The following is a 26,217-nucleotide window of genomic DNA, read 5'->3' as shown; positions in this document are numbered from 1 at the left end:
GATTGAACATCTGCAAGAACCGTAGGCACTGGGTTTCGACTCGTCAAACGAACCTGGGCTAATGGCGTTGCGATAACGGCCGGATATCCCAGGTGCGACTGGCAATTTTACCGATCGAGACTGAGGCACGCTTCAGCGCACTGCTCACTCAACCCGTTCGAAATCCGGCAGCTTGAAGCTCTTGTCGTTCAGTGCCTCAGTGCCGCCATAGAAGCGCATGGCCGGTAGCGGCCGCTTCCCGGCGGTGGGAATCCAGTTGCTGTCCAGTCCGGCAGGCGCTTTGGGGCCGACGTAGATCGTGACGCTGCCGTCGGCATTTTTCTTCATTGCATCCAGATCGTACGAGGACAACGTCGTGCGATTGGTATCGCTGTAGATGAACGACATGGTGTCACGGTTATAAACGGTCAATGCCCAGAACTGCTTGACCGGCATCTGTGCGGGCACATCGATTTTGTAGTTCTGGCCAGCGTCGAGAGGTTTACCGTTTTTATCCGCCATGGCCATCAGATATTGGGTTGCCGGTGAGTCGCTTAACGCCTTCGGCATATAGGTACACCAGAAGTACTCCGCCGCCCGCCCGATCAGATCAATACTGTCAGCATATTCAAAAGAGAAACGCTTGTTTTCATCGGTCATCAACAGCGAGGCATAGTGGCGGTCCGGCCAATAGAGCTTGTCTTTGGGTAGGTTATCGAACCAGTGTTGCAGGTAGAACCAGGCATCAATTGCCGCCTGGCGCATCGCTTTTTTCGTCACCTCGTCTGGGGCAAACGGCTTGCTTTTCTCGATGCCCAGTGACCGCAGCATCCCGATCATCACCTTGTCCTGTGGACGCGCAGGCTCGACGCTCATTACCGCATGCATGTCCGCGAAGTGCCGTTCGTCATAGAAGGGCAACGTCGGGTAAACCTTGTCGATCGGGTCGATAAAGCGCTGCTGCGGAGGATGACTCGCTTCTGCCAGGTAATACATGCGCAGTTGTTTTGCATACTGATAAGCGTCAGCGGCGGATTTGCCTGGGGCGCGCACAGAGCGGAAAGCGAGGGCGATCCGGTAGTTGGGTGACGGCACGTGAATGTAGCCAGCGGGAACTTCGCCGGTATATCCCGGCGGCGTGAAAAGCAATTTCCCGCCCTTGCCCTTGTCTAGACCCGATGGGCCCACGTCGGCGATGGTGAGCTGCCAGGCATCCACCACCTGCCCGTAGACGCTGCCCTCCTCGCTCGCGGCAGGCAACTCCAGGACCACCGGGCCTTTTTGCAGATCGGTGAATGCCGTGATGTAAGGAGTACTGCTATTGGCCGTGATCGCTTCAAGTTTCGGCGTTGCCGGCGCCGAATAGGCAATGATGTCGTTGTCCTTGACCCCCAGGTTGTCAAAGGCTGCGCGCCTGAAACTGTAGATGGCGATCGCCGGCATGTTCCAGAGCACGGCTTCGAACGCGCGCTGGTATTTTATCTGATAGTCGAAATCCTGGATGGAACTGCGCGAGCCAGGAGGAGGTTGCCCGCCCTGGGTTTCCATACCCTCCTGAGCAAAACCAACCTCGGAGCCAGCCAATACCGCAATAGCCAGCAAGGTGACGGTGAAATGTCTGATCCTGTGCATCGTTCGTACTCCCGCAATTGATCCCTGATTAGCAGGTAAACGATGAACACTATAGACAAACGATAAACCAACACCTTTCGTAGGATGCGTTGCTCAACTTACCTGCCATTGAAGTACTCATGTCAGTCATTAAGGCATGACCTGATCGGGTCTCTCATTTACCAACGCAACGCCCAGCCTATTCACCAGGCTCGTACGCGTAGACTGTGTTGAAACCCTGCCAGACATTCGACTCAGCCCCGCAGAGATAGGCGTGATAGAACCACCTCGCTACGCAACGCGGCACATGCTCGTATCAAGTTTATGAGCGTGGCATAACGTCGCCCGACTTCAATGCCACCGCGTGCTGTGCCGTCTGCAACGCTTGCAGCAGCTTGGCCAGTGACTCCGTCGGTACTTGCCCTTGTCGGGTAATGCAGTGAAATGCTGCGCTATACCTCAGCCGCTGCGGTGCAATTACACGCAGCATGCCGCGCGCTACCCAGATATCGGCGTAGTGGGTCGGCAGGTAGCCGATGCAGGTGCCGGAAGCAATCAGCGTGGCGATGGCCTCCATGGAAAAAGCGCTTACCGAGTTGCCGAAACGCAATTTGTGCGGCCGGCGGCTTTCGAGCATGTAGCCACGGTCTACGTAATCTGCAGCACCGATTTCCTCGTCCGTAAAATGCTCGTCGGGACGCGCGAAGAAAGGATGTCCGCGTCCGCAATACAGGTTTTGTTCTTCCTCGAACAGCGCCTGGTAATGCAGGCCCGAAAGCTGGTGGTTAAAACAACCAATGGCGAGGTGCAGACGTCCTTCGAGCACGGCTTGCTCTAGCTCGTCGGCGCGCATTACCTGAAGGTCGATGCGGGTACGGGGCGAGTCTCGGCGAAAGGCCGCAAGGGCCAGCGGCAGTGGTGCCTGCTCGAGCGAAAGCAGGTTATCGGCACTGCCTATCTGCAAGAACTCTGGATACTGCTCGTTAAGCATGACCACCCGCTGATGAAAGCGGTCGATATCAGCATACAGTTCCTGCGCCGCCGCATAGGTTTGGGCGCCTTGCTCGGTAAGTTGAAAGCCGCTCTTGCCGCGACGGCAGAGGGTGTAGCCGAGGCGAACTTCCAGATCTCGCACCAAAGTGCTCAGGCGAGGCAGGCTGGTATTCAGGCGTACCTGCGCGGCAGTGAAGCCTCCAGCCTCGACGATGGTGCAGAAGATGCGCAACTTGCGCAGATCCACGTCTGAGAGATTGGTGAGCATCAAGACCTCCGGTACAGATTCACGAATGCCATCGGGACAGCCCTTATACCAGCAAAGTTGCCTTGCGGATCAATGCGCCTGAACGGTCGCGAAAGAGGCCGTGCTTTAGTTGCGATTTCGAGTAAGTCAGCTTCTGTACTGCAGGATTTACCGGCCATTTCTTTCTTCCGATACTCGCGGTGCTGCTGGGCGGCAGTGTTGCAGGGAGGTAAGCCACTGCCGCAGCCTGCACGAGCACGACTTCACCCAGAAAAAAAATAACGTTTACGGAGTGCGGTATGGCAACTCAACGAAGTAGCGGGTCGAGCCGACCTACCATCGAAGCTCGCTCAATCGATTATGTGCCTCGTGCAGAACGGCACGGTAAGGTCTGGCACCAAGGCCCGTTCTGGTTTACCGGCAACTTTGTGTTTCTCACAATGATGGTCGGCTTCGTTGGGCCGAGCATGGGGCTCAGCATCCTGTGGAGCGTACTGGCGGTTGTCATGGGTGCTGGCTTCGGTACCGTATTCATGGCCTTGCACGCCAACCAGGGGCCGAAGATGGGCTTGCCGCAGATGATCCAGTCACGCGCGCAGTTCGGCAGCCGTGGAGCCATTGTGCCGTTTGCGGCGACTATCTTTGTTTACATCGGTTTTATAGTGTTCGGCGTCATTTTGGTAACCCAGGCCATACAGCTGGTTCTGCCGGGCTCGACGTGGTTCTGGTACCCCACATTGATTGCGATCAGCATTGTGATCGCCGTGGTGGGCTATGACCTGTTGCACTTTGTGCAGCGTTGGCTCACGTACCTGCTGATTGTGGTGTTTGGCATCGTGACGTTGATGGCTGTTACTGCACTGCCAGCGGCGGCTCCACCACCGGCAAGCTCGGGCTGGAGCACCACCGCGTTCCTGGTGCAGTTGTCACTCGCAGCGGGCTACAACATCAGCTATTCGGTGTATGTCTCCGATTACTCACGCTACTTGCCCCAAGATTCGTCCAGCCCCAGGTTGATCTTCTGGACCTACTTGGGCGCGGCTGCTTCGGCGGCCTGGCTGATGTCGCTGGGCGTGGTGTTGTCCAGCTATATACCGGGCGCCGATGGCATCGTTTCGCTGGTGCAAACCGGCAATTATTTGTTCCCTGGCTTTGGCATATTCGTCGCGTTGGTAGGGGCCGTCGCACAGTTGTCGGTCACCGGCATAAACAGCTATGGCGCCATGCTTACCGGCATCAGCGCAGTGGACGGTTTCCGACCAGTACGCCCCGGTGTCCGTGTGAGAGTGATTGGCCTGAGCGTGGTGGGCCTGGTGTCTCTGGTGATCGCGCTGGCGCTGCCGGCTGCCTACATGGCCAGCTTCAATGGCTTTGTGCTGCTGATGCTGTACTTCCTGATCCCGTGGACGGCGGTCAACCTCGTCGACTTCTATTCGATTCGCAAAGGTGAATACGCCATCGCCGAAATATTCAATCCGCACGGCGTATATGGCCGTTGGGCCTGGCGCGGCGTGCTTGCCTATTTGGTCGGGTTTGTCGCGATGGTGCCGTTTTTCTCTCTTCCGTTTTTCGTTGGCCCGGTAGCTGAAATGCTGGGCAGTGCGGATATCGCATTCATCCCCGGCCTGCTGATTTCCGGCGGCCTGTATTTCGTACTGGCTCGCAACGTCGAACGCTCCTCCGAGATTGCCGCGCAACGTGAAAGTCAGCGGGTGCTTGAAGGTATTGCCGGGTAAGCGCCCACTGATTAACGACCATAAGACAAGGTTTTCAAATGACCAGCAAACGCGAAAAAACAGTCGCCATTGTGCAGATGCCTGCGGCTCTTCTTGATCGAGCCGAATCGATGCGCCGGGCAGCCGAACATATCAGGGAAGCTGCACGCAAGGAGGCTCAGCTCGTGGTATTTCCGGAAACCTGGCTGAGCTGCTACCCGGCATGGGTATTTGGAATGGCGGGCTGGGACGATGCGCAAGCAAAGTCCTGGTACGCCAAACTACTGGCAGATAGCCCGGTTATTGGACCGCCTGAAGAAATGGACGATGACCTAGCGGTGCTGCGTGAGGCTGCGCGCGTTAACGCAGTCACCGTGGTGATGGGTATGAACGAGCGCTCCCGCCACCACGGCGGCTCGCTGTACAACTCCCTGGTGACTATTGGCCCCGATGGCGCCCTTTTGAATGTGCACCGCAAACTGACGCCCACCCACACCGAACGCACGGTATGGGCCAGCGGTGATGCCGCCGGGCTACGGGTAGTCGACACCGCGGTTGGTCGCGTAGGGGGATTGGTGTGCTGGGAACACTGGCACCCCCTGGCGCGCCAGGCTCTGCATGCACAGGATGAACAGATTCATGTGGCGGCCTGGCCGGACATGCCGGAAATGCACCATATCGCTGCCCGTTCCTATGCGTTCGAAGGGCGCTGCTTCGTGCTCTGCGCCGGCCAGTACCTGGCCGCTGCTGATGTACCGGCCGAGTTGCTGGCGGCCTACCGCCGTGGAGTTGGCGGCCATGCACTGGGGGAGGACTTACTGTTCAACGGCGGATCGGGTGTGATCGCCCCTGATGGTTCGTGGGTGACGGCGCCGCTCTTTGATGAACCTGGAATTGTAGTGGCAACCATCGACCTGACGCAGATCGACGCCCAGCACCACGACCTCGATGTAGCCGGGCATTACTTGCGCCCGGATGTTTTCGAGCTCTCGATTGATCGACGCGTACGCACCGGCTTAACGCTGCGCGACGTCTGATCTCTCCTCGATCGTATGTTCCGGGTAGCCGTGCATAGGCCGGCCCGGAATATCAGTGAGGCTAACCTATGGTTCAAGTACTTCTGGCTGCCGCTCTGTCATCCATCGCGTTGGGTGCGCTCTCCGGATTCGCCGTTCTGGCTTCTGTGGACTACCCAGCCAAGCTTCGCGCCCTGGGCGTGGTCAACCCGATGCGCGTGCGGCAGGCACATCTGGACTGGATCATCATGGGGACGGTGATGGCGGTCACCGCGCTTGCCAATCCGCAGCTTCCTGACTGGGTCGCTGCGCTGGTGATGTTTGGTGGCGTGGTAAATCCCCTGACGTTTGTGCCAATGGCGTTCTCCACCACGGTGGAGACCACCAAGGCGTTTCAATGGGTGTCGCTCGTGTCGTTTGTTTCGCTGAGTGTGGGACTGATTGCAGCGGCAGTTATATTTATCGGTGGTTGATGCTTTTTTGGCGCCGCAGCAGCTTTCGGCGCGGTGGTGACTTGAACCACGATCGCAGGCTGTCGCCAGCGGCTACACCGGCTCGGCTTGCATCCGTGGCCGCTGCCGAGGAACGAAGCTGCGATCGACTGCGCAGCAGTCGCCAGGTAGGCGCAACCGTCTTGCACAGACTGTGTGGTTATGCGACCTACCGCTATCGATGAAAAGCGCAGGCATCTCAGCCCGATCAGACGCCTCCCTTGGCCTGTTGTTCCAGGTGTACCTGCAATGTCGGATCGATTTGCAGTGCGCCGGCCAGTTCATCAAGGTAGGCCCGCTCTGCGTCCTGCTGGTCATCCACCAGCATCACGCTGGCCAGGTACATTTCCGCGGCCATGGCCGGGTCCTGGGCCGACTGAGCCACCTCGGCAGCATCGAGTGGCTTGCTGACTTCCTCATCCAGCCATTGCTGCAGTTGCGGGTCGCTGGTTTGACGTTTGATTTCAGCGTAGATCAACTGTTCTTCTTGCTTATCGATGCGACCGTCAGCCTTGGCTGCCGCAATCAGCGCGCGCAAGATTGCATGGCTGTGATCCTCGGCCTCGGGGCCGGACAATTGATCGACAGTACGAACCGCCTGCTGCGGGGCTGCCGCCTGGCTGCGCTGCCAGCTTTGATAAGCCTGGAACGCCATCATGCCCAACGACGCCAGGGCCGCGTAATTGGTGCCACCAGCGGAGCGCCCCTGTGTAGAGCCGCCAGCGCTGCTGCCACCACCGCCACCCAACAGGCCGCCCAGTAAACCACCAAGGCCATTACTGCCACCCGTTGCACTGCCGCCGCCAAGCAGGCCACCCAGCAAGCCGCCCAAACCGCCCAGGCCGTCTTGCGATGGCATGCCGCCGCTCCCTTGTTGCGCCTGCGAGCCCTGCCCGGCCCGAAGTAACTGTTCGAGTAGATCACTGGTGTTCATGGCACCGCCCTCGGTCGGTAGTTATTGCCCAGACAAGCAACGATAGCCCCCTGAAGGCGATCCGCCATGACCGTCTAGCCGACAGGCAACCCGGGGCTTACCGAGCAAGCAGGTTTATGTGAGCATATCCACCCTGCTGTGCCCCATGAGAGGCTGTATGTCGATTTTCAACAAAAGCACCCTGACGCTGACCCTGGCCGTCGTCGGCCTGTTGGGGCTGTCGAATCTGCAGGCTGCCAGCACACCCACTACCAAGCCGGAGCCTGAAGTAAACGTCGCGGTGCTCGGCGGCAAGTTCAGCTTCAACCTGCCGGCAGGCTTCAACGCCAGCCCGCTGAGCGCCGATGAGCAGAGCAGCGAAGGCGCCGGCGCCGTGGGTACCCTGTATGCCAATGCGCAGGAAAAGCGCGTGGTCATGGTGATCGAGAAACCCCTCCCCGACGCTTCTCGCACCGGCGACAACGACGATGCTTTCCTCGACGGCGCCGTCAGTGGTTTCGTCGACCGCCAGAGTGCCGGGCTGCCAGACTTTCGCCAAACCGGCGAATCGCGCCTTAGCCGCAACGGGCTGGGTGTGCGACAAGTCGACAGTACGGCGACCCTGGGCGGCGGCAAAACGTTGAACAGCACCTTTATCGCCGGCTCCGGTGATCGCATGGCCGTCATCCAGGTCATTTCCCGCGGCGACGACGCCAGCGGTCATGCTGCGCTGGTCAAGCGAATCGCCCCACGTTTCGAAGGCACCTCCGACTGACTCCTGTTGGCCGTTTTTTGCCGGCCTTACATGAAGGCGTCAGCCTGGAACAGAGGCATTGCCCCCCATAAATTTGTCCCCTTTGCTCGTGAACCTTGTGTACAGGACCGCAGTCTTAGCCGAGCCCTTTTATCGGCATTACCGCCGTCATCCCATCAGAGCTGTTCGCCCCATGCGCCAAGCCGTCCGCTGCTCCCGCTTTGTCTCGCTCTGCCTCATTCCTTTGCTCCCCCTGTTCGCCAGCCCCGCCCTTGCCAGCGGGGAAAGACAACTGGTGGAGGCTATCAACGACTACCGCGCCCAGCCCCAGCGCTGCGAGAGACGTGTGGTTCAGGTCTCGACGCCGCTGACGTTGAAGTCGAACCTGGCGTTGCCGGTTGGCTATGGCGGCGCTTTGCGAGAAAGGTTGAAGACTGCCGGGTATCAGGCGGTGACGGTGCGGAGCATCCGTCTGGTCGGCGCGCAAGATGCCGAGGAGGCCTTTGACATGCTCCAGAGCGACTACTGCGCAGCCCTGCTCGATACTCAGTTTGCCGATATCGGCGTCAGTCGCGCCCGGAATGAGTGGCGGGTGGTGCTGGCGCGCCCCTTGCTCGATGCTCAGCTGGGCGATGGACGGTCCGCGAGCAAAGCGTTGCTGGCACAGGTCAACGCAGCACGGGCGAAGCCACGCCTGTGTGGTCGCCAGCGCTTCGCAGCGGCACGTCCGTTGACCTGGAATACCGCCCTGGGGGCGGCGGCGCAGAAGCACAGCCGGACGATGGCCAACAGCAATTTCTTCGCACACCGTGACCCCGACGGTGACATGCCGGCAGACCGGGCGAGGGATGCCGGTTACCGTGGCCGTCGGATCGGTGAAAATATCGCCGCCGGACAGGGCTCACCGAGCAAGGCGATGACAGGCTGGCTGGCCAGCCCCGGGCATTGCGCCAATCTGATGAACCCGATGTTTACCCAGGTGGGGGCGGCCTATGCCGCGAACTCGCGTAGCGATGAGGGTGTGTATTGGACGATGCTGTTCGGCGCGCCTTGATGGGGCGCGAGCCCCGGCTGGCTCCCCATCGTAATTCGACCATCAAGGCGCCTGGTTCTGGCAACGCCGTCACCCGATCGGCCCATCTGCCTCCTTAGGCCTCCTCGATCTTCTGGTGGATGGCGACCAGATCCGGGAAAAACTTCAGGCAATGAGCGGTGAAGAACTCGCGGGATTTGTTGATCCGGTACTTATCGAACAGGCAGTGCAAGGCCTGCTCAAGTTTTGAATAGTTTGTGGTTTCAAGCTGACTGATGATCGTGAAGCGAAATGGCACCCCCGTCGTATAAAGCTGGGTGATGCGTTTATCGACGGGGCCGGTAGTGATCCCGATCTTGACTATCTCGACTTGGTCAGCGGTATAGAGACCGGTGGAGAGCACGTACAAGGTGCCGATATCGGCCTCCAGCTTGGCAAGATCTTCCCCTTCGATGAAATCATCGTCCTTGATCTCGACTGAGGCCGCATCCGCCAGGAGCGTCATCAGGTGAGGCTTACGGCTTTTATCTGCAGCGATGTCCGATGCGCCTCTGCAGGCCAGATAGATTCGGGCCAGAACCGCATGGTCCACGTCCTTGTAGTTGCCAGCCGCGACGTTTTTTAGATGACTCGGGGTGCCGACGTGCTGGGGGTAATCAACCTTCACGATCTCTCGGATCTGCTGGGGTGTCAGTCCTTCAGGATGCTGGCGAAGAATTTCGCGCACTACATCGATGAAGCTGAGTTCGTTGTGCATTTCAAGTCCTGAAAATTCTGCGATCCGTTGATGGTATCAGCGGGCCGGGGAATGAAACATAGTCTGCGCGCACTGCAGAACGACGCGTGTCGCCCCAACGCTGCCGGTGACAATCGCGTGTAACCAGTACAAGAACTCATTAGCCCACTCCCACCGCCCTCTTTTGGCCGTTCCCGACATCCGCGATGACACCGCCAGGGTTCGATAGCGGACGGCCGCAGCTGATATGCGATATCTTGCCGCCCCGAAACCCGGCTTGTATTCATGGAGGAACAATTGCGGATTTACATGACAGGCGCCTCGTGCGCGGGCGTGACCACTCTGGGTGAAAACCTCGCCTCACCGTTCGGTATGCGACATGCCGACATCGAGGACTTTTTCTGGCTGCCAACCAACCCTGCTTTCTCGACCAAGCGTCCTGTCAGTGAACGCGTGCCATTGATCCGACAAACACTGGGTGACGACGATTGGCTGCTGACCGGCTCCTGTATGCCGTGGGCTTCGCAGTCTGATGAACCGAGCCTTTCAGGACGTAACCAGGCCTGGCACGAAAGGTGGCTTTCAGCGCAGACGTCTGCGGTTTTAGAAATTGACGGGGCAAACAGTGCTGAAAAGATGGCGGCTGAAGTCAGTCACTCGTTGGCGAGGATGAATAAGGATGCTTAGCCTGTGACCAGCTGGAGCGATTTCTACAAAAAGACTGAAAAGCGGGGTATCTCTCCCCTCCTCTCCAGGGCATTGCAACTTGCCCCGGAGCACGGCGACAACCGTCAAGCCATCGATCTGGGTTGCGGTGCAGGTAACGAAGCACGCCAACTTTTAGAAGCAGGCTGGCACGTGCTCGCCATCGATAACGAGCCAGAAGCTATTGCTCGAACCACCGCAACCTGCTCAGGTTTAGACGCAGCCCAACTGACCACCTGGCTGATGGATTTTGAGCAGATACCCGATCTGCCTCAGGCGATGTTGATCCATGCCGGCCTGTCGCTGCCCTTCTGCCGGCCTGATCGCTTTCAACACCTTTGGGACCAGATCCTGAACGCATTAAAGCCCGGCGGCGTGTTTGCCGGCCATTTGTTTGGTGTCCGGCATGGGTGGTCGGCATTCGATCATTTGTCATTCCACACTGAACAGGAGATCCGAAGCCTGTGCGACAGGATGGACATTTCATTGCTGCGTGAATCTGAGACGTTAATGGAGGGGCGCTCCGGGCCACTTAATTGGCATCGTTTCAATTTTGTTGTGACCAAGCCCACACAATCCCGGGGTACTGCTCGCGGGTGAAGCTATCTTAGTTCTGGCAACGCCCGTTTGTGTGTCTCATCTGGTCGCCTGCCCAAGGAGCCCCCATGCCACTGGTACGCATAGACATCAAACGACACCCCGATCCCGCGCACCTGCCCAGGCTTGGACAAGTCGACTATAGCGCCATGAAACGCACGATCAATGTCCCCACCATGACAACTTCCAGGTACTGACCGAGCACGGCAGCATCACCAAACATGTGCTCAACGAATCCCAGTGTGGTGTGCTGTTGCCGGCGTTCTTCTCCAACGGTGCCACCGTCAAGCCATCGCGCTCCACCAACTCAGGTGCCAAGTGGGCGTACAGCGACACCGAGACCCAGCGTTTTTTCACCAGCACCACCTGGACAACGACTGGTTGGTCAAGCTGGAAGCCCACTTCCGCCGCGACGGCGTCGACAACCTGACCTCGTCGGTCAATGGCCAGATCAACGCCGTGGATCACTCGGCCAGCGCGTTTACCAGCAAATACTACTCGACCTCCAGGACAACGTCGCCGAAGCCGATGGCCTTCGTCTGGATGTGCCCATCTCCACCGCCTACCGTGCTGCCTCCGGGGTCTCGAGCCGTGGTTTTGAAATGGAAGTCTCTGGCGAACTGATGCCCGACTGGAACGTGCAGGGTGGCTTTACCTACCACCACTCCGAAGACAAGGACGGCGCCAAGGTCAGCACCACTCAACCTGAACAGATCCTCCGCCAGGCAACCACCTACCGCCTGCCTGGCGCCCTCAACCGCATGACCGTTGGCGGGAATGTCTCCTGGCAGAGCAAGATCCACTACGACACCACACTGGGGTTCGGTAGCAACGCTATCGACGCCCATTTCGAGCAGAAGGCCTACACACTGGTCGGGCTGATGACTGCATATGACTTCAGCCGCAACCTGCGGGGCAATCTCAACCTCAACAACCTTACCGACCGCAAGTACTTCAGCGGCATGGGCAGCTACGGCTCGGCGTTCTACGGTGAACCCCGCAACATCATGGCAAGCCTTAAATACGACTTCTAATCGGTAGAAGCGGATGCGTGAAGGCGCAAAGCCACTGATTTTCGCCATTTCGCCTATCCTCATAGTCCACCCAAAGAAACTGACTTCACGCTGGGCTGCACTTTGTTCAACCAGGCCACGATCCTGATCTGGCCTCCACTTCATTGAGGAGATGCGAACATGGGGTATGTCACTACGCAGGACGGTGTCGAGATCTTTTACAAAGACTGGGGCCCGCGCGATTCCCAGGTGATTTTCTTTCATCACGGATGGCCGCTCAGTTCCGACGACTGGGATGCGCAGATGCTGTTTTTCCTGGCCAATGGCTACCGGGTCGTTGCGCACGACCGGCGGGGTCATGGGCGATCCAGCCAGGTCTGGGACGGCCACGACATGGATCACTACGCCGACGACGTCGCGGCCGTGGTCGATCATCTTGGCGTGCTGGGTGCTGTGCATGTGGGGCACTCAACCGGCGGCGGAGAAGTCATCCATTACATTGCCCGTCACGGCGAGGACCGCGTGTCGAAGGCTGCCATCATCGGCGCGGTGCCGCCGTTGATGGTCCAGACCCCAAGCAACCCTGGCGGCTTGCCGAAGTCGGTGTTCGATGACTTGCAGGCACAGCTCAAGGCCAACCGCGCGCAGTTCTACCATGACATTCCAGCCGGGCCTTTCTATGGTTACAACCGCCCCGGTGCAATGCCGTCCGAGGGCATTATCCGCAACTGGTGGCGCCAAGGCATGATGGGCTGCGCCAAGGCGCATTACGACGGGATCGTTGCCTTCTCCCAGACAGACTTCACCGATGACCTGAAGAGCATCACGATCCCCGTGCTGGTGATGCATGGCGATGATGATCAGATCGTGCCTTACGAGAACTCCGGGCTGTTGTCGGCCAAGCTGTTGCAGAACAGCACGCTGAAAACCTACGCCGGCTACCCACACGGCATGCCTACCACACACGCCGATACCATCAACGCCGACTTGCTCGCATTCGTTCGAGGTTGAACAACGGGGGAGCGGGTAATGATCCTGCTCCCCTTCTCCACCCACCAAATCGAAATGAACCCTGGCCGCCTCGCCAAGCCTAACCTCCAGAACCTACTGGAGGCTTACATGGAAAACGGTCATATCTGGATCTCTCTCGCAGTCCTGCTCACCCTGGTCGAACTCTGGGCCATCAAACGCATCATCGGCAGCAAAAGCCGGGCGGACCACAAGATGTTGTGGATCGTGTTCATCGTCTTTGTGCCGGTGCTCGGCCTGATCGTCTGGGCAGCGGCCGGACCTAAATCGAGCCCGGGTGTGCCGATTTCACGCGAAGGCTGAAGGCACTCGCTCCTGCCTGCGATCGACCGCACAGCGGTCGTGATTGATGCAGGTCAAGACGCCCGGCGTGGTTCGCGAGAGGATGGCTGGAAGCAAGGACTGCACAAGGAGCTATTCATGTCCCCGTTGAACCACATTCTGGTTGCTACCGATTTATCCAGCGCTGCCCGCAACGCAGCAGAGCGAGCGGCGCAATTGAGCAAGGCGCAGAGCGCATCACTGGATCTGCTCTACGTCGCCAACCCGGCCCCCTACGAGCGCCTCAAGCAGGTCGTGGTACCGGATGACGACTTGTTGAGTAGCGTGCTGGAGACAGCCAGCGAAAAAGCCCACGAGCTGGCAGACCTGCTGTTCCAGCGCTACGACATCGCTTCTGGCGTACAGGTCGCGTCGGGCTCGGTGACCACGGAGATCACCCGTGTAGTGCAGGACAAACGCACCAACCTGTTGGTGTGCGGAGCAAAGGGGCAAAGCCTGGCTCGCCGCCTGCTGCTGGGCTCTACCGTGCAACGCATGCTCAACCGCATGCTCTGCCCCATGCTGGTGGTCAAGCACGCCCCGCGTGATGCGTACCGTACCCTGCTCGTTCCCGTTGATTTCTCGCCTTCATCGCTTCGCGCCATCGAGCTGGCGAAGTCCGTGGCACCGCAAGCCGAGATCATCCTTCTGCACGTTTACGAAGCGCCCTTCGAGGGCAGCATGCGCTTTGCCCACATCGACCAGGACACCCTCACCCACTACCGCAACGTCATCAAGAAAGACGCCGTGGAAAAACTCGCGGCATTGAGCGAAGCCGCCGGGCTGGTCAATGCCCGGCAGATCGTGGTGCACGGTGACCCGGCCTGGCGGATCGTTGAGCAGGAACAGGAACTGGACTGCGATTTGATCGTGATCGGCAAACAGGGTGAAAGCGCACTGGAAGAGCTGTTGATCGGCAGCATCACCAAACATGTGCTCAACGAATCCCAGTGTGATGTGCTGGTGTCACTGTAGGCCGCGCGCACGAACCACGACCGCTGTGCGGTCGATCGCAGGCTGTCGACAGCGGCTACCGCGGTTGCACGCCGTAGCCGCTGCCGGGGAACGAGGCTGCGATCGACTGCGCAGCAGTCGCCAGGTAAGCGCAACGGTGTTGCTGCCGCAGGCCGCGACGCATTTCGTCCAATAAGAAAATAAATAGCAATACTTCTTATTTACATGCGATTGACAAGTATTTAAGCTTCCTGGCGCGACTAACCCGGTCGTACCACAGAGCCGCCGATCGTGCCGATTGTCCCCTCGCCCGAGCCAATGTCTGGAGCCCGCCGTTGAACTGGCAGGACATCGATCTGCGCTGGGCCTACAGTGACCTGCTGCTCAGCCTCAGTCGTCAGACCCGTTGCGTGCAACGTGCCTATGATGTGCTGCACGACGCCCTCCTGCGATTCGCGCTGGCCCGCCACCCCCAGCCATTGACACAGCCCAACGCCTACCTCAGGCAGGTCGCGCAGTCGGTGTTGATCGACCATTTCCGTCGCAACGCCCGTCTGCAGCCACTGCCCGAGCACCATGAAGAAGCCGGCGATACGCATTTCGCCCCGTCCGCCGAGCACTTGCAGGATATCCAGCAGCGGCTGGTGGCCCTGCAACGCATCCTCGACTGCCTGCCGCCGCGCTGCCGCGAAGTATTCTGGCTGGCGCGCATCGAAGGCTGCGCGCAGAGCGAGATCGCCCAGCAGTTGGGTATCAGCCTGAACATGGTGGAGCGGCACATGGCCCGTGCCCTGGTCGACCTGCGCAACGCCCGTGAACTGCTAGGCCCATGAGTACAGTTCGCGACCAGGCTGCGCTGTGGTTTGCGCGCATGTACAACGCCGCGGCCGACCATCCTGAACGCGCGCAATTCGAGACTTGGCTGGCCGCCGACCCACGACACAGCAGCGAATATCATGAGCTCGCCGAACTGTGGGGCGACCTGGCCTCCACTCGACACACCGAAGCGCTGGCCCAGGCCATGGAGCAGAACCGTCGGCGCCAGCGCCGCCGACTGCTGCAAGGGGGTGTGTTGACGGTGTTGCTGGCATTGGGTAGCACACTTGGCTGGCACGCCCATCGCTATGGCCCGCTGGAACTCGAGCTGCACACCGGCATCGGCGAACGTCAGGTGCAGCAGTTGCGTGACGGCACTGAACTCATGCTCGACGCCGACACCCACCTGCGCCTGCGCTACGCCGCCACCTTGCGCCAGGTCGAACTACTGCGCGGCGAGGCCATTTTCTCGGTGGCCAGCCAGCCACAGCGACCCTTCGTCATCAACAGCGGCCTGGCCCGGGTACGGGTGTTGGGCACCCGCTTTGTGGTCAATCGCCTGCCAGACCGGCTTAGGATCAGCGTCGATCATGGCCTGGTCCAGGTCGACAGTCTCTCCCGCCCCGGCGAAAGCCAGGTATTCAAGGCCGGCCAAGTCGCCGAGGTGAGCGCCGACGGGCGCCTGCACCGCCTGCCTCGCGCCGCCAGCGACGCCTTCACCTTTGAATTGGGGCGTTTGGTGTTCGACCAGGCCGACCTGGCGGAGGTCGCCGCCAGCCTGTCGCGCTATCGCCAGGTACCTGTGCGGGCCGGCAGCGGCAAAAGCCCCCGAATCAGCGCTGTGGTGCAACTCGACGATATCGAGGGCTTCCTTCAGTCGCTCCCACAGGTCGTGCCGGTGCGTCTGCTCGATGAAGCGGGCACCACCCTCCTGCAGCCCATCCCCGCGCAGGCAAGTGCCAGTGAAACTACCGCTCGTCCGCATCGCAAATAATTCGCAATCACAACATCAGGGTAAAGCGCCCCCCGCGCGTTAGTGCTAGAGCTATCAAACACAAGAAGGATTATCTGCATGCCGATGCAATCGACCCTGCGTGCCCTGTCGGCCGCAGTGGCCATGACGCTGGCCACCCAGGCCCTGGCCGCGCCCATCGACCTCAACCTGCCAGCCCAGTCGCTGGCGACCTCACTGCGTCAATTGGGCGAAGCCGCTGGCATGACCATCGCCGTCGACAGTAGCCTCGTCCTGGGTCGCCAGGCGCCGGCGGTCAGCGGCCAGCTGGACGTGCGCAACGCGCTGACCCTGCTGCTCGCAGGCAGCGGCCTGAACTACCAACAGAGCGGCAACACCCTGATCGTCAGCCAACCGAGCGGGAATGCCCTGGAGCTCGGTGCGACCAGCATCAATGACTCCTCCCTTGGCGCTACCACCGAGGGCACCGGCTCCTACACCACCGGCTCGACCGCCACCGCGACCAAATTGCCGCTGTCGATCCGCGAAACACCGCAGGCAGTGAGCGTAATGACCCGCCAGCGCATGGAAGACCAGAACCTCACCCAGTTATTGGACGTGGTCAAGCAGGCACCGGGCCTGAGTGTCAACCAGGGCGGCAACGCAGGGTCGGACTCGAGCCAGATTTTCTCGCGTGGCTTTGCCGTCGAAAACTACCAGGTCGATGGCTTGCAGCGCCTGGACAGCAACTACAAATCCGTGGCCCAGAGCAGCGACATGGTCCTGTACGACCGCGTCGAGATCATTCGCGGCGCCACCGGCCTGACCAATGGCGTGGGCACTCCCGGTGCCACCGTGAACTTGATCCGCAAGCGCCCGACTGCCGACTTCCAGAGCAGCGTGTCGGTCGCTGCCGGTTCGTGGAACTACCAGCGCAACGAGGTCGATGTCAGCGGCCCGTTGAACGACAGCGGCACCCTGCGTGCCCGCGTGGTCGGTGCCTATCAAGACAACGAGTCGTACATCGACCGTTTCAACGAACGCAAAAAGGTGTTCTACGGCATCATCGAGGCTGATCTGACACCCGACACACTGCTGACCTTTGGCATGGACTCGCAGTCCCACGAAGCCGACGACCATGCCCGCAGTGGCCTTCCCCTGTTCAACAGTGACGGCTCGCGGGCCAAATGGTCCCGCTCGGATTCGGCGGCCGCCAGCTGGGCCTATTCCGACCGGCACTTCACCACCGGTTTCGCCACCCTCGAGCACAACCTTTCCGAGCGCTGGAAAGCCAAGCTGACCCTGAACCGCGACCGCTATGAATACGATGAAGTGCTCGGCTATGCCGCCGGCGGCAACCCTGACCCTGCGACCGGGGCCGGTGTCAATCTGTGGGCCGGGCGCTGGGCAGCCAAGCCCGTGCAAACGAGCGCAGACCTGAACATCGCGGGCAACTTCGACCTGTGGGGCCTCGAACACGATGCGGTATTCGGGTATACCCGACAGCACACGCAGTACCGCACCAACGGCTATCCGCTGTGGTGGTTCGATGGCTGGAGCAATGCCATCCCGAACATCTACACCTGGAACGGCGACACCCCCGGCAAACCGCCGCTGCCGGCCACCAGCCGCATTGACTATCAGGAAGATCAATCTGCCACCTATGGCAGCACTCGCCTGCGTCTGACCAACGATCTCTCGCTGATTCTCGGTGCCCGCGTCAACGACTGGAAGAACACCGTCAAGACCGACTACTACGACGAGACCCCGGACACCGACGTCCGTCGCCAGGAAACCGGCGTCGTTACGCCATTTGCCGGTGTGGTCTACGACCTCGACCAGCACTGGTCGGTGTATGCCAGCTATACCAGCATCTTCAAGCCGCAGAGCAACAAGGACATCAACGGCCAATACATCGACCCGCTCGAAGGCGACGGCTACGAGGTCGGCAGCAAGGCCGCCTTCTTCGATGACCGCCTGAACTTCGGCCTGGCATTGTACGAAATCAAACAGGACAACCTGGCCGTACTCATCCAGCCCAACGTCCCGGTGCCCGGTGGTGGCTTCGCCTACCGGGCCGAATCGGGCACCAAGACCCGCGGCTTCGAGCTGGAGGTCAGCGGCGAACTGGCCCCGGACTGGCAGGCCAGTGCCAGCTTCAGTCGTAACATCGTACAGAACGCAGAGGGCGGCAAGCTCAACACCAACGTCCCGCAGAACACCTTCAAGCTGTTCAGCACCTATACCCTGCGCGGCATTGGCAATGGGTTGACCCTGGGCGGAGGGGTGAACTGGCAGAGCAAGATCTACAGCGACAACCAGGGCCCGAACCGCGTGCGCTTTACCGAGGACGACTACGCCGTGGTCGACCTGATGGCACGCTACCCGATCACCCGCCAGTTGAGTGCCACCGTCAACGTCAACAACTTGTTTGACGAGGAGTACTACACCAGCACGGCCGGCAGCAGCTACTACGGCACCCCGCGCAACGCAACGGTAGGCCTGAAGTACGACTTCTAGGTCATCCGCAGCGGCAATGCAAAACGCCCAGCCTTTAAAGGACTGGGCGTTTTCAGTTACCACTCCAGGTTGTTCAAAAAAAGGTCAGCACCAGGTTGAACAGCATTGCCGCCACGAAGCCGGCGGGCGCCGCACGCAGCAGCAGTTGCGGGAACAAGCGCGTGCGGCTCTGCTCATCGGCGCAAGAGCTCAGAATCAGGCTGCCGCCCGAGGAGAACGGCGAAATGGACGTCGCCTGAGCACCCACGACAATGCTGACGAACAGCACCATCGGGTCAATGGACATCGCCGCCGCCAACGGCGGCACCATCGGGAACAACGCCGGTGTGACCACCCCCAGGGTACTGGCGAAGACCGACATCAGGGCCGCGACGATACCGAACACCAGCGCTACCATGATCGGCGAGATATTGCCGCCGATCCACGAAGCCAGGGCGTCGATGGCACCGGCCTTGATCGCCACCGAGATCAGCATACCGACGCCACAGATCATGATCAGCGTGCCCCACGGCAACGAGGCAATCGCCTTGCGCTCGTCGCCAAGCTTGAGCACCAGCGCAACCACCGAGAACACACTGGCGATCAGGCCGATGTCCACCTTCGAATTGAAGAACGTCACTGCCGAGTTGTCAGGGAACAGGATCAGCGCGATCGGCCCGGCCAGCACGATCAGCATCATCAGTACAGTCAGCGACAAGGTGATCTTCTGCTCGCGGTTGAGCGGGCTCGGGGGCTCTACCGTAATGGCGGCGTTCTTCAGTGCGCGGCCGTGACCGGCGACGAAGACGAACACGGAAATGACCACCAGCGGAATCACCATGGTGCTGGCGAAGATGGCCAGGCCGTTGATGAAGGCTTCACTTTCGGGAACCCCAAGACCGGTCATGAGGCCGCGGAAAATGATGCCACTCTGGCTCGACACAAAGTTGGCGCCGCCCAGCGCACCATAGTTGACCGCCATGCCGCCCAGGATCAGGCTCATTCCGGTGCGCTGGCATAGCATCAAGGTCAACGGCGCCATAAAGGCCAGCACCGTGTAGTAGCCCGCCCCAAGGCCGGCAATCACACAGGCAGTGAGGAACACCGCATAAGGCAGCAAATGCGGCGCGTTGCGACAGCGATAAAGCAGATGCTCGGCCAGCTTCTCCAGCGTGCCATTGACCGTGGCGAAGCTGTAGAACAGGCAGACCGAGAAAATGATGAAGAAGATCTTCAGCGGCCACATGGCAATGACTTCAGACGGGCTCAAGCCCATGCCGAAGCAGCCCAGCAGGTAGGCGAAGGCGATAGCGAACAGGCCGATGTTGACCCTGGTGATGTAACCCAGGGCGACAGCAAGAACGATCGCGGCGACGACGTAGAGGCTCATCATAATGCGTGTACCTGATTAGTCTGGTGAAGCTCAACGCGCCGACGCGGCGAAGCCGAACAGTTTCGAAGGGTTGTCCACCAGCACCTGGCGACGCTCCAGCGGATCGGGCAACAAAGCCTCAAGCCACGCGAATTGCTCGTCATAGCCGGTGCGTGACTCGAACTGGGTATGCGGCCAATCGCTGCCCCAGACGAGGCGATCGATACCGCCGCACGCCGCGCGCAAATGCGTCAACACGGCGACCGCACGCACTAGGTCGGACTGGCTGCGATACGCAGCAGACAACTTGACCCACACCCGCTGCTCCCCGAGCAACACAAGCAGCGCCTGGTGTGCAGGGTCAAGTGGATCGATGTCGCGCTGGGGCAGCGCGAAGTGGTCTACCACCACCGTGACGCCTGACTCAATGATGGCTGGCAGCACCTGACTCAGCGCGTCAAACACAGCCTGAATCTCCACTTGCCAGCCTAGCCGTGCCAAGCGCTGGAAGAAGGTTTGCCATTGCGCTGCAGTGAAGTCATTCGGTGCCCTGCCGATCAGGTTCAAGCGGGCACCGACCACGCCAGCATTGGCCAGCGCTTCGAGCTGTGCGTCGTCGATCTGTGGGTCGACGACCGCCACCCCACGCAAACGCTCCGGGAAACGCATCAGCGCTTCGAGCATGAAATGGTTGTCGGTGCCCAGGAAGCTGGGCTGGATCAGCACGCCATGGGCAAGGCCACAGCGATCCAGGTGCGCCAGGTAGTCTTCTACCAAGGCATCGTAATCGGGACTGTAGCGGCGATCAGCGGCCATCGGCAGGTCATGGCGAAAGATGTGGGCGTGAGAATCGACGCCCGCAAGCGGCATGGACATCAAGAGCTACCTCTATTGATTTTTGTTAGGGGCCACGGGGTGATGCATTCGCGGCCAAATTCATATAGATGACTGAATGACCATATCTATAAACAACCATTACTGTCAATCTGGCGACTGAGGTAAAGTGGCGCATGGCTTGAAATCGGATCGATGGTATGACCCCTAATCACCTTGGACATGACGAGCGTCTCCCGCTCTATCAACGGCTTCGCGACGAGATCGTGGCGAAAATCGCGGTCGGCGAATGGCTGCCGGGCGAGGCGATTCCCACAGAAGCTGAACTGACTCGCAGTTACGGCGTTGCCGTCGGTACCGTGCGCAAGGCGGTCGACACCCTGGTCAGTGAAGGACTGCTACTGCGCGCGCAGGGCCGTGGCACTTTCGTGCGCCGCCCCAACTTCGACGGATCACTGTTCCGCTTCTTTCGCCAGGTCAACGCCAGCGGTGAATCACAGGTTCCGCAAAGCCTGATACTGACCCGCACCCAGGAACCCCCGCCTGCCCAGGTTCGCCAGGCACTGAACCTGGCGGTAGGGGAAACCACCCTTTGCCTGGAGCGTCTGCGCCTGATCGAGGGCCAGCCGTTGCTTCACGAGCAGATCTGGCTGCCTGCTGCAAAATTCGGCCCCCTGCTAGCGATCGACCTGAGCGACTTCGGCACCTTGCTCTACCCCTTCTATGAAGAGCACTGCGGCATGCGCGTGGCCTCGGCACGGGAAACGCTGACGGTAACGTCGGCCGACGAAGCGTTGGCTGGCGTGTTGCAGGTGGCGGTGGACAGCCCGGTGGTGGTGGTCGAGCGCGTGGCGCTGGGGTATGACCGCCAACCGCTTGAGTACCGGTTGTCGCGGGGGGCGGCAGATACTTTTCGCTATCAGGTCGAGATTTCGTAGTCCCGGTCCACCGAGGTAGCCGCTGGCACAGCCTGCGATCGACCGCTGCGCGGTCGGGGTTCAGGAGAATTCCCCTACATTCCCTGTATACAAAAACTCATTATTCTGGTTACATAATTCCACGCCTACGACACCGGTAATCGCCGGTGCGTATTGCGACGGTCCAAAGCCATGCAACACCCATTGCTGCTCGCACCTGTCGAGCGTCATCCACGAACGTCGTTCCACGACGCATTCGTCTCTGTCGCGTACACCCACAAAGCTTCCTGGATCACCTTTGAATGCCTGCCGCTGTGCCAGGCTCCACAGGGTGGACTGGATCATCTGCCGGTCACTTCACGCCACTGCTCGGCCAAGCCCAGGACACGCTCCCGGGCAGCACCGCTGCGCGCACGTACGCACTGAACGATCCAGCCTGCCAGGGATTGTCTCCACGCAGTGCCGGGGTACAAGGGCTTCATTCAAGCTGCCCCCCCCGTGCCTGCAACAGAACCAAGTTGAATGCCAACTCCAATCGGGAGAGGAATACGTATGCCCAAGACATTACTGGTCAAGAACGCCGAACTGCTGGTGACCATGGATGGCGAACGCCGGGAGATCAAACGCGGTGGCCTGTACATCGAGGACAACCTGATCAAGCAGGTCGGCCCCAGCGAAACGTTGCCGCAAACGGCCGATGTGGTGCTGGACATGGCCGGCAAAGTGGTCATCCCAGGCCTGGTCAACACTCACCACCACATGTACCAGAGCCTTACCCGCGTAGTACCGGCGGCCCAGGACGGCGAACTGTTCAACTGGTTGACCAACCTGTACCCCATCTGGGCACGACTGACGCCCGAAATGATCGCCGTGTCGACCCAGACCGCGATGGCTGAACTGATGCTCTCCGGCTGCACTACTTCCAGCGATCACCTCTACATCTATCCCAACGGCTGCAAGCTCGACGACAGCATCCACGCCGCCGGGGAAATCGGCATGCGCTTCCACGCCGCACGCGGCAGCATGAGTGTCGGCCGCAGCCAGGGTGGCCTGCCGCCCGATTCGGTGGTGGAGAAAGAAAGCGACATTCTCAAGGAGTCCCAGCGCCTGATCGAGGACTATCACGATGCCAGCCACGGTTCGATGCTGCGGGTTGTGGTGGCACCCTGCTCGCCCTTCTCGGTGAGCCGCGACCTGATGCGCGAAGCCGCGGTGCTGGCGCGCCAGTACGGTGTATCGATGCACACGCACCTTGCAGAAAACGTCAACGACATCGCCTACAGCCGCGAAAAGTTCGGCATGACGCCGGCCGAGTACGCCGAAGACCTGGGCTGGGTCGGCCACGATGTGTGGCATGCCCACTGTGTTCAACTCGACCAGCACGGCATCGAACTGTTCGCCCGTACCGGTACCGGCGTAGCCCACTGCCCGTGCTCGAACATGCGCCTGGCCTCGGGCATTGCGCCCATCCGCAAGATGCGCGACCACGGCGTACCGGTGGGCCTGGGTGTCGACGGTTCGGCCTCCAACGATGGCGCCAGCATGATCGGTGAAGTGCGCCAGGCGCTGCTGTTGCAGCGGGTCGGTTTCGGCCCCGATGCGATGACCGCTCGCGAAGCGCTGGAAATCGCCACCCTGGGCGGCGCCAAGGTGCTCAACCGCAATGACATCGGTGCCCTGGCCCCCGGCATGATCGCCGACTTCGTCGCGTTCGACCTTGGCCATGTGTCCTATGCCGGCGCCCATCACGACCCGCTCGCTGCCCTGGTGTTCTGCACCCCGACCCACGTCGATACCAGCGTGATCAATGGCCGCGTAGTGGTCAAGGATGGTCGCATCACCACCGTCGACCTGCCCCTGGTGCTGGAGCGCCACAACCAGCTGGCCCGTCAGTTGGTAATCGGCGACTGACCCTCGTTCAAGCCGTTGCGCTCATTGCCGGGCGCAGCGGCGTGACACCCGTTCTACCCCACAGAACGCATCCACTGCGACTGAGACCGTGCTGTTAGACGCATCAAAATAACAAAAGCGAGCTACTCACCATGACATCTCCCGCTTCATCTCGTCCCGAAGACGAGAACCTCGGCGTTGGCGCCAACCTGGCCTACGGGCTGCAGCATGTGCTGACGATGTATGGAGGCATCATCGCCGTTCCGCTGATCATCGGTCAGGCGGCCGGTCTTTCATCTGCCGAGGTTGGCCTGTTGATCGCTGCCTCGCTGTTCGCCGGCGGCCTGGCGACGTTACTGCAGACACTTGGCATTCCCTTCTTTGGCTGTCGCCTGCCGTTGGTCCAGGGGGTGTCCTTCGCCGGCGTCGCCACCATGGTCGCCATCATCGGCAGCGACGGCACTGGAGGATTATCAGTGGTGTTCGGGGCGGTGGTCGCCTCATCGTTGATCGGCCTGCTGATCACGCCGCTGTTCTCGCGCATCATCAAGTTCTTTCCACCGCTGGTGACAGGTATCGTCATTACCACTATCGGCCTGACCCTGATGCCAGTCACCGCGCGCTGGGCCATGGGTGGCAACAGCCAGGCCGCCGATTTTGGCAGCGTGGGCAATATCGGTCTGGCGGCGTTCACGCTGGTCACCGTGCTGCTGCTCAGCAAGCTGGGTAGCGCCAGCCTCTCGCGCCTGTCGATTCTGCTGGCGATCGTGATTGGCACGCTGGTAGCCGCAGCCGTTGGCATGGCCGACTTCTCGCAGACCCTTGAAGGGCCGTTGGTGGCCCTGCCCGAGATCCTGCACTACGGCATGCCGCAGTTTCAGGTCGCTGCCATCCTGTCGATGTTGATTGTGATCATCGTGACCATGGTCGAGACCTCTGCCGACATTCTCGCCGTCGGCGCGATCATCGAAACCAAGGTCGACTCGAAGCGTCTTGGCAACGGCCTGCGCGCCGACATGATCTCCAGCGCCCTGGCGCCGCTGTTCGGCTCCTTTACCCAGAGCGCGTTTGCGCAGAACGTCGGCCTGGTCGCCGTGACCGGGGTGAAGAGCCGCTATGTGGTGGCCACCGCCGGCCTGATCCTGGTGACGCTCGGGCTGCTGCCGGTCATGGGCCGCCTGGTCGCCGCCGTGCCTACCGCCGTTCTCGGCGGTGCTGGCCTGGTACTGTTCGGTACCGTCGCGGCCAGCGGCATCCGCACCCTGGCCCAGGTGGACTATCGCAACAACATGAACCTGATCATCGTCGCCACTTCGATCGGCTTCGGCATGATTCCCATTGCAGCACCGAACTTCTACCATCACTTCCCGGCCTGGTTCGAGACCATTTTCCACTCCGGCATCAGCTCGGCTGCGATCATGGCCATCCTGCTCAACCTGTTGTTCAACCATCTGCGGGCCGGCAACTCCGACCAGCAGTCGGTATTCGTCGCCGCCAGCGAGCGCACCCTGCGCTACCGCGATGTCGCCGGGCTCAACGAGGGTGATGTGTTCCGCGATGGCAAGTTGTTCGACTGCGACGGCAACGAAGTGCCGATCGTGGAAACCGACGAGGACCATGAACCAACCTCGGCACCGCGCAGAAACCACCTCGAACCGGCGCACTGACCGGCCATGAATCAGGCATAGCGACGCGCAGGCGTCGCTTTGCCCCAGGTCACGAAACAACGCCACGATCACGACGTTGTCCCCGCCTTTCACTTGCCCCCGGGTCGCTTCCGACCTGGCCGCGGCCAAGCACATCGCCCCACCCCCTTGCACCCCACGCCGGTGAAAATACTTGAACTGATGCGCGCCGTGGGCGCTGTCGCGCTGATTGCCGAACGTCGCTTCAGCGACGCGTTGGTGACAGCACCGCGTTGGGCCGTGACTACGAGGCGTTGCTGGCGCGCTCGGCGGCCAGCGAGCCGCACGCCCTAGGCTTCATAGGAGCAGGCACGTTTTCAATGTGTGCGGGCGGTCACCCTCCACAGTCGAAAAGCTCTGCTCCTACTTTTTATCAGGCTGAAGCAGCGGCACCGCCGCTCCTGCCCCCTATGGCATACTTGAGCCTTTTGTAATGGGAATGGTTGTCACATGGGATACACACCGGTTGATACAGCGCGCTGGGGCCGCAAGGAGCATTTCGAGACATTCCAAGCCGTGGCCCAGTGTACGTTTAGCCAAACCGTCCAGCTGGATATCACCAAGGTCTTGGAGCGCACCAGGGCGCAGGGCTGGAAGTTCTACCCCAGCATGATCCACCTGATCGCCCGGCTGCTGAACCAACACCCGGAGTTTCGCATGGCGATGAAAGACGAAGCGCTGGTGACCTGGGATGTGATTCACCCAAGTTTCACGATTTTCCATAAACAAACCGAGACCTTCTCGTCACTGTGGAGCCATTACGATGAAGACCTCGGTCAGTTCCTGCAGACGTTTTCAGACGACGTGCAGCGCTATCGCGATGATGTCGCGTATTTCCCCAAGGGGTTCATCGAGAACCTGTTCTTCGTGTCGGCCAACCCTTGGGTGAGCTTTACCAGCTTTGATTTCAACATGGCCAACATCCACAACTTCTTCGCCCCCATGTTCACCATCGGCAAATACTATGCGCACGGTGACAAGGTGCTGATGCCACTGGCGGTGCAAGTGCATCATGCGGTGTGCGATGGTTTTCATGTCGGCAGGTTGATCAATGAGCTGCAAACGGCCTGCGATGACTTCTAACGGCAATCGTTGATGTATCGCGCCGCCGTAGTCGCTGGCGACAGCCTGTGATCGAGCGCGGA

General features: G+C 60.3%; 26 protein-coding genes. 19 read left to right on the top strand and 7 right to left on the bottom strand.

Going from position 1 to position 26,217, the window contains the following annotated elements; genetic code table 11:
* Positions 1 to 144: 144 nt before the first annotated feature.
* Both H621_RS0125150 and H621_RS0125145 read right to left on the bottom strand, forming a co-directional pair.
* Positions 145 to 1,611 carry a DUF1254 domain-containing protein gene (locus H621_RS0125150; protein ID WP_028946027.1) on the bottom strand — a complete coding sequence of 489 codons (1,467 nt, stop codon included), beginning with the start codon at positions 1,609 to 1,611 and terminating at the stop codon, positions 145 to 147.
* Between the two features lie 301 nt (positions 1,612 to 1,912).
* Complete coding sequence (locus tag H621_RS0125145) at positions 1,913 to 2,851, bottom strand: LysR family transcriptional regulator (RefSeq protein ID WP_028946026.1); 939 nt, start codon at positions 2,849 to 2,851, stop codon at positions 1,913 to 1,915.
* Between the two features lie 278 nt (positions 2,852 to 3,129).
* On the opposite strand from H621_RS0125145, the gene H621_RS0125140 reads away from it, so the two are divergent.
* From H621_RS0125140 to H621_RS0125130, 3 genes are all read left to right on the top strand, one after another.
* On the top strand, positions 3,130 to 4,566 hold the full coding sequence (locus tag H621_RS0125140) for a purine-cytosine permease family protein (RefSeq protein ID WP_028946025.1): 1,437 nt from the start codon (positions 3,130 to 3,132) through the stop codon (positions 4,564 to 4,566).
* A gap of 38 nt (positions 4,567 to 4,604) precedes the next feature.
* Positions 4,605 to 5,582, top strand: coding sequence for a carbon-nitrogen hydrolase family protein (locus tag H621_RS0125135; RefSeq protein ID WP_028946024.1), 978 nt, complete (start codon positions 4,605 to 4,607; stop codon positions 5,580 to 5,582).
* A 68-nt stretch (positions 5,583 to 5,650) separates the two neighbouring features.
* The gene (locus H621_RS0125130) at positions 5,651 to 6,034 is read left to right on the top strand and encodes a hypothetical protein (protein ID WP_028946023.1); all 384 of its coding nucleotides are present in this window, start codon (positions 5,651 to 5,653) and stop codon (positions 6,032 to 6,034) included.
* Positions 6,035 to 6,260: 226 nt separating this feature from the next.
* On the opposite strand, the gene H621_RS0125125 is transcribed toward H621_RS0125130, so the two are convergent.
* Entirely contained in the window at positions 6,261 to 6,986 is a 726-nt protein-coding gene (locus tag H621_RS0125125) for a tellurite resistance TerB family protein (protein ID WP_028946022.1), read from the bottom strand.
* Positions 6,987 to 7,143: 157 nt separating this feature from the next.
* Here H621_RS0125125 and H621_RS0125120 point away from each other — a divergent pair, with 157 nt between their 5' ends.
* On the top strand, positions 7,144 to 7,740 hold the full coding sequence (locus H621_RS0125120; protein ID WP_028946021.1) for a DcrB/PsbP domain-containing protein: 597 nt from the start codon (positions 7,144 to 7,146) through the stop codon (positions 7,738 to 7,740).
* Positions 7,741 to 7,912: 172 nt separating this feature from the next.
* Positions 7,913 to 8,773 carry a CAP domain-containing protein gene (locus tag H621_RS0125115; RefSeq protein WP_028946020.1) on the top strand — a complete coding sequence of 287 codons (861 nt, stop codon included), beginning with the start codon at positions 7,913 to 7,915 and terminating at the stop codon, positions 8,771 to 8,773.
* Positions 8,774 to 8,867: 94 nt separating this feature from the next.
* Here the strand turns inward: H621_RS0125115 and H621_RS29065 are convergent, their stop codons facing one another.
* Entirely contained in the window at positions 8,868 to 9,509 is a 642-nt protein-coding gene (locus tag H621_RS29065; protein ID WP_028946019.1) for a GIY-YIG nuclease family protein, read from the bottom strand.
* A 264-nt stretch (positions 9,510 to 9,773) separates the two neighbouring features.
* Between H621_RS29065 and H621_RS0125105 the strand changes: the two genes are divergently transcribed.
* Positions 9,774 to 10,175, top strand: a complete 402-nt coding sequence (locus tag H621_RS0125105) for a P-loop NTPase family protein (RefSeq protein WP_028946018.1) — start codon at positions 9,774 to 9,776, stop codon at positions 10,173 to 10,175.
* Between the two features lie 3 nt (positions 10,176 to 10,178).
* Complete coding sequence (locus H621_RS0125100) at positions 10,179 to 10,793, top strand: class I SAM-dependent methyltransferase (protein WP_028946017.1); 615 nt, start codon at positions 10,179 to 10,181, stop codon at positions 10,791 to 10,793.
* 159 nt (positions 10,794 to 10,952) lie between these two features.
* On the opposite strand, the gene H621_RS29355 is transcribed toward H621_RS0125100, so the two are convergent.
* Positions 10,953 to 11,258, bottom strand: a complete 306-nt coding sequence (locus H621_RS29355) for a hypothetical protein (RefSeq protein ID WP_028946016.1) — start codon at positions 11,256 to 11,258, stop codon at positions 10,953 to 10,955.
* Here H621_RS29355 and H621_RS29125 point away from each other — a divergent pair.
* From H621_RS29125 to H621_RS0125060, 7 genes are all read left to right on the top strand, one after another.
* The gene (locus H621_RS29125) at positions 11,168 to 11,824 is read left to right on the top strand and encodes a TonB-dependent receptor domain-containing protein (protein WP_425337443.1); all 657 of its coding nucleotides are present in this window, start codon (positions 11,168 to 11,170) and stop codon (positions 11,822 to 11,824) included. The two genes, H621_RS29355 and H621_RS29125, sit on opposite strands and share 91 nt — an antisense overlap.
* Before the next feature lie 159 nt (positions 11,825 to 11,983).
* Entirely contained in the window at positions 11,984 to 12,814 is an 831-nt protein-coding gene (locus tag H621_RS0125085) for an alpha/beta fold hydrolase (protein ID WP_028946014.1), read from the top strand.
* A gap of 18 nt (positions 12,815 to 12,832) precedes the next feature.
* The gene (locus tag H621_RS0125080; protein WP_245219128.1) at positions 12,833 to 13,135 is read left to right on the top strand and encodes a PLD nuclease N-terminal domain-containing protein; all 303 of its coding nucleotides are present in this window, start codon (positions 12,833 to 12,835) and stop codon (positions 13,133 to 13,135) included.
* Positions 13,136 to 13,252: 117 nt separating this feature from the next.
* The gene (locus H621_RS0125075; protein WP_028946012.1) at positions 13,253 to 14,128 is read left to right on the top strand and encodes a universal stress protein; all 876 of its coding nucleotides are present in this window, start codon (positions 13,253 to 13,255) and stop codon (positions 14,126 to 14,128) included.
* Between the two features lie 314 nt (positions 14,129 to 14,442).
* On the top strand, positions 14,443 to 14,940 hold the full coding sequence (locus tag H621_RS0125070; protein WP_028946011.1) for an RNA polymerase sigma factor: 498 nt from the start codon (positions 14,443 to 14,445) through the stop codon (positions 14,938 to 14,940).
* Positions 14,937 to 15,917: a FecR family protein gene (locus H621_RS27555; protein WP_051270723.1), complete on the top strand. Its 981-nt coding sequence runs from the start codon at positions 14,937 to 14,939 to the stop codon at positions 15,915 to 15,917. The genes H621_RS0125070 and H621_RS27555 overlap by 4 nt, the downstream gene beginning before the upstream one ends.
* 78 nt (positions 15,918 to 15,995) lie before the next feature.
* Positions 15,996 to 18,395: a TonB-dependent siderophore receptor gene (locus H621_RS0125060; RefSeq protein WP_028946010.1), complete on the top strand. Its 2,400-nt coding sequence runs from the start codon at positions 15,996 to 15,998 to the stop codon at positions 18,393 to 18,395.
* Positions 18,396 to 18,468: 73 nt separating this feature from the next.
* On the opposite strand, the gene H621_RS0125055 is transcribed toward H621_RS0125060, so the two are convergent.
* Positions 18,469 to 19,767, bottom strand: a complete 1,299-nt coding sequence (locus H621_RS0125055; RefSeq protein ID WP_028946009.1) for an SLC13 family permease — start codon at positions 19,765 to 19,767, stop codon at positions 18,469 to 18,471.
* Positions 19,768 to 19,797: 30 nt separating this feature from the next.
* Complete coding sequence (locus tag H621_RS0125050) at positions 19,798 to 20,622, bottom strand: amidohydrolase family protein (protein WP_028946008.1); 825 nt, start codon at positions 20,620 to 20,622, stop codon at positions 19,798 to 19,800.
* Positions 20,623 to 20,780: 158 nt separating this feature from the next.
* Here H621_RS0125050 and H621_RS0125045 point away from each other — a divergent pair, with 158 nt between their 5' ends.
* The 5 genes from H621_RS0125045 (at position 20,781) to catA (ending at position 26,155) form a co-directional block, all read left to right on the top strand.
* The gene (locus H621_RS0125045) at positions 20,781 to 21,518 is read left to right on the top strand and encodes a GntR family transcriptional regulator (RefSeq protein WP_028946007.1); all 738 of its coding nucleotides are present in this window, start codon (positions 20,781 to 20,783) and stop codon (positions 21,516 to 21,518) included.
* A gap of 171 nt (positions 21,519 to 21,689) precedes the next feature.
* Complete coding sequence (locus tag H621_RS28615) at positions 21,690 to 21,923, top strand: hypothetical protein (RefSeq protein ID WP_156905656.1); 234 nt, start codon at positions 21,690 to 21,692, stop codon at positions 21,921 to 21,923.
* Between the two features lie 126 nt (positions 21,924 to 22,049).
* The gene (locus H621_RS0125040; RefSeq protein ID WP_028946006.1) at positions 22,050 to 23,408 is read left to right on the top strand and encodes an 8-oxoguanine deaminase; all 1,359 of its coding nucleotides are present in this window, start codon (positions 22,050 to 22,052) and stop codon (positions 23,406 to 23,408) included.
* Between the two features lie 131 nt (positions 23,409 to 23,539).
* The gene (locus H621_RS0125035; RefSeq protein ID WP_028946005.1) at positions 23,540 to 25,054 is read left to right on the top strand and encodes a nucleobase:cation symporter-2 family protein; all 1,515 of its coding nucleotides are present in this window, start codon (positions 23,540 to 23,542) and stop codon (positions 25,052 to 25,054) included.
* Between the two features lie 468 nt (positions 25,055 to 25,522).
* Positions 25,523 to 26,155: a type A chloramphenicol O-acetyltransferase gene (gene catA, locus H621_RS0125030; RefSeq protein WP_028946004.1), complete on the top strand. Its 633-nt coding sequence runs from the start codon at positions 25,523 to 25,525 to the stop codon at positions 26,153 to 26,155.
* Positions 26,156 to 26,217: the final 62 nt, after the last annotated feature.

The sequence above is a fragment of the Pseudomonas vranovensis DSM 16006 genome (genome assembly GCF_000425805.1).
Classification (GTDB): domain Bacteria; phylum Pseudomonadota; class Gammaproteobacteria; order Pseudomonadales; family Pseudomonadaceae; genus Aquipseudomonas; species Aquipseudomonas vranovensis.
Note: the sequence above shows the minus strand (reverse complement) of the source record. Positions and strands in the feature narration are given on the sequence as shown.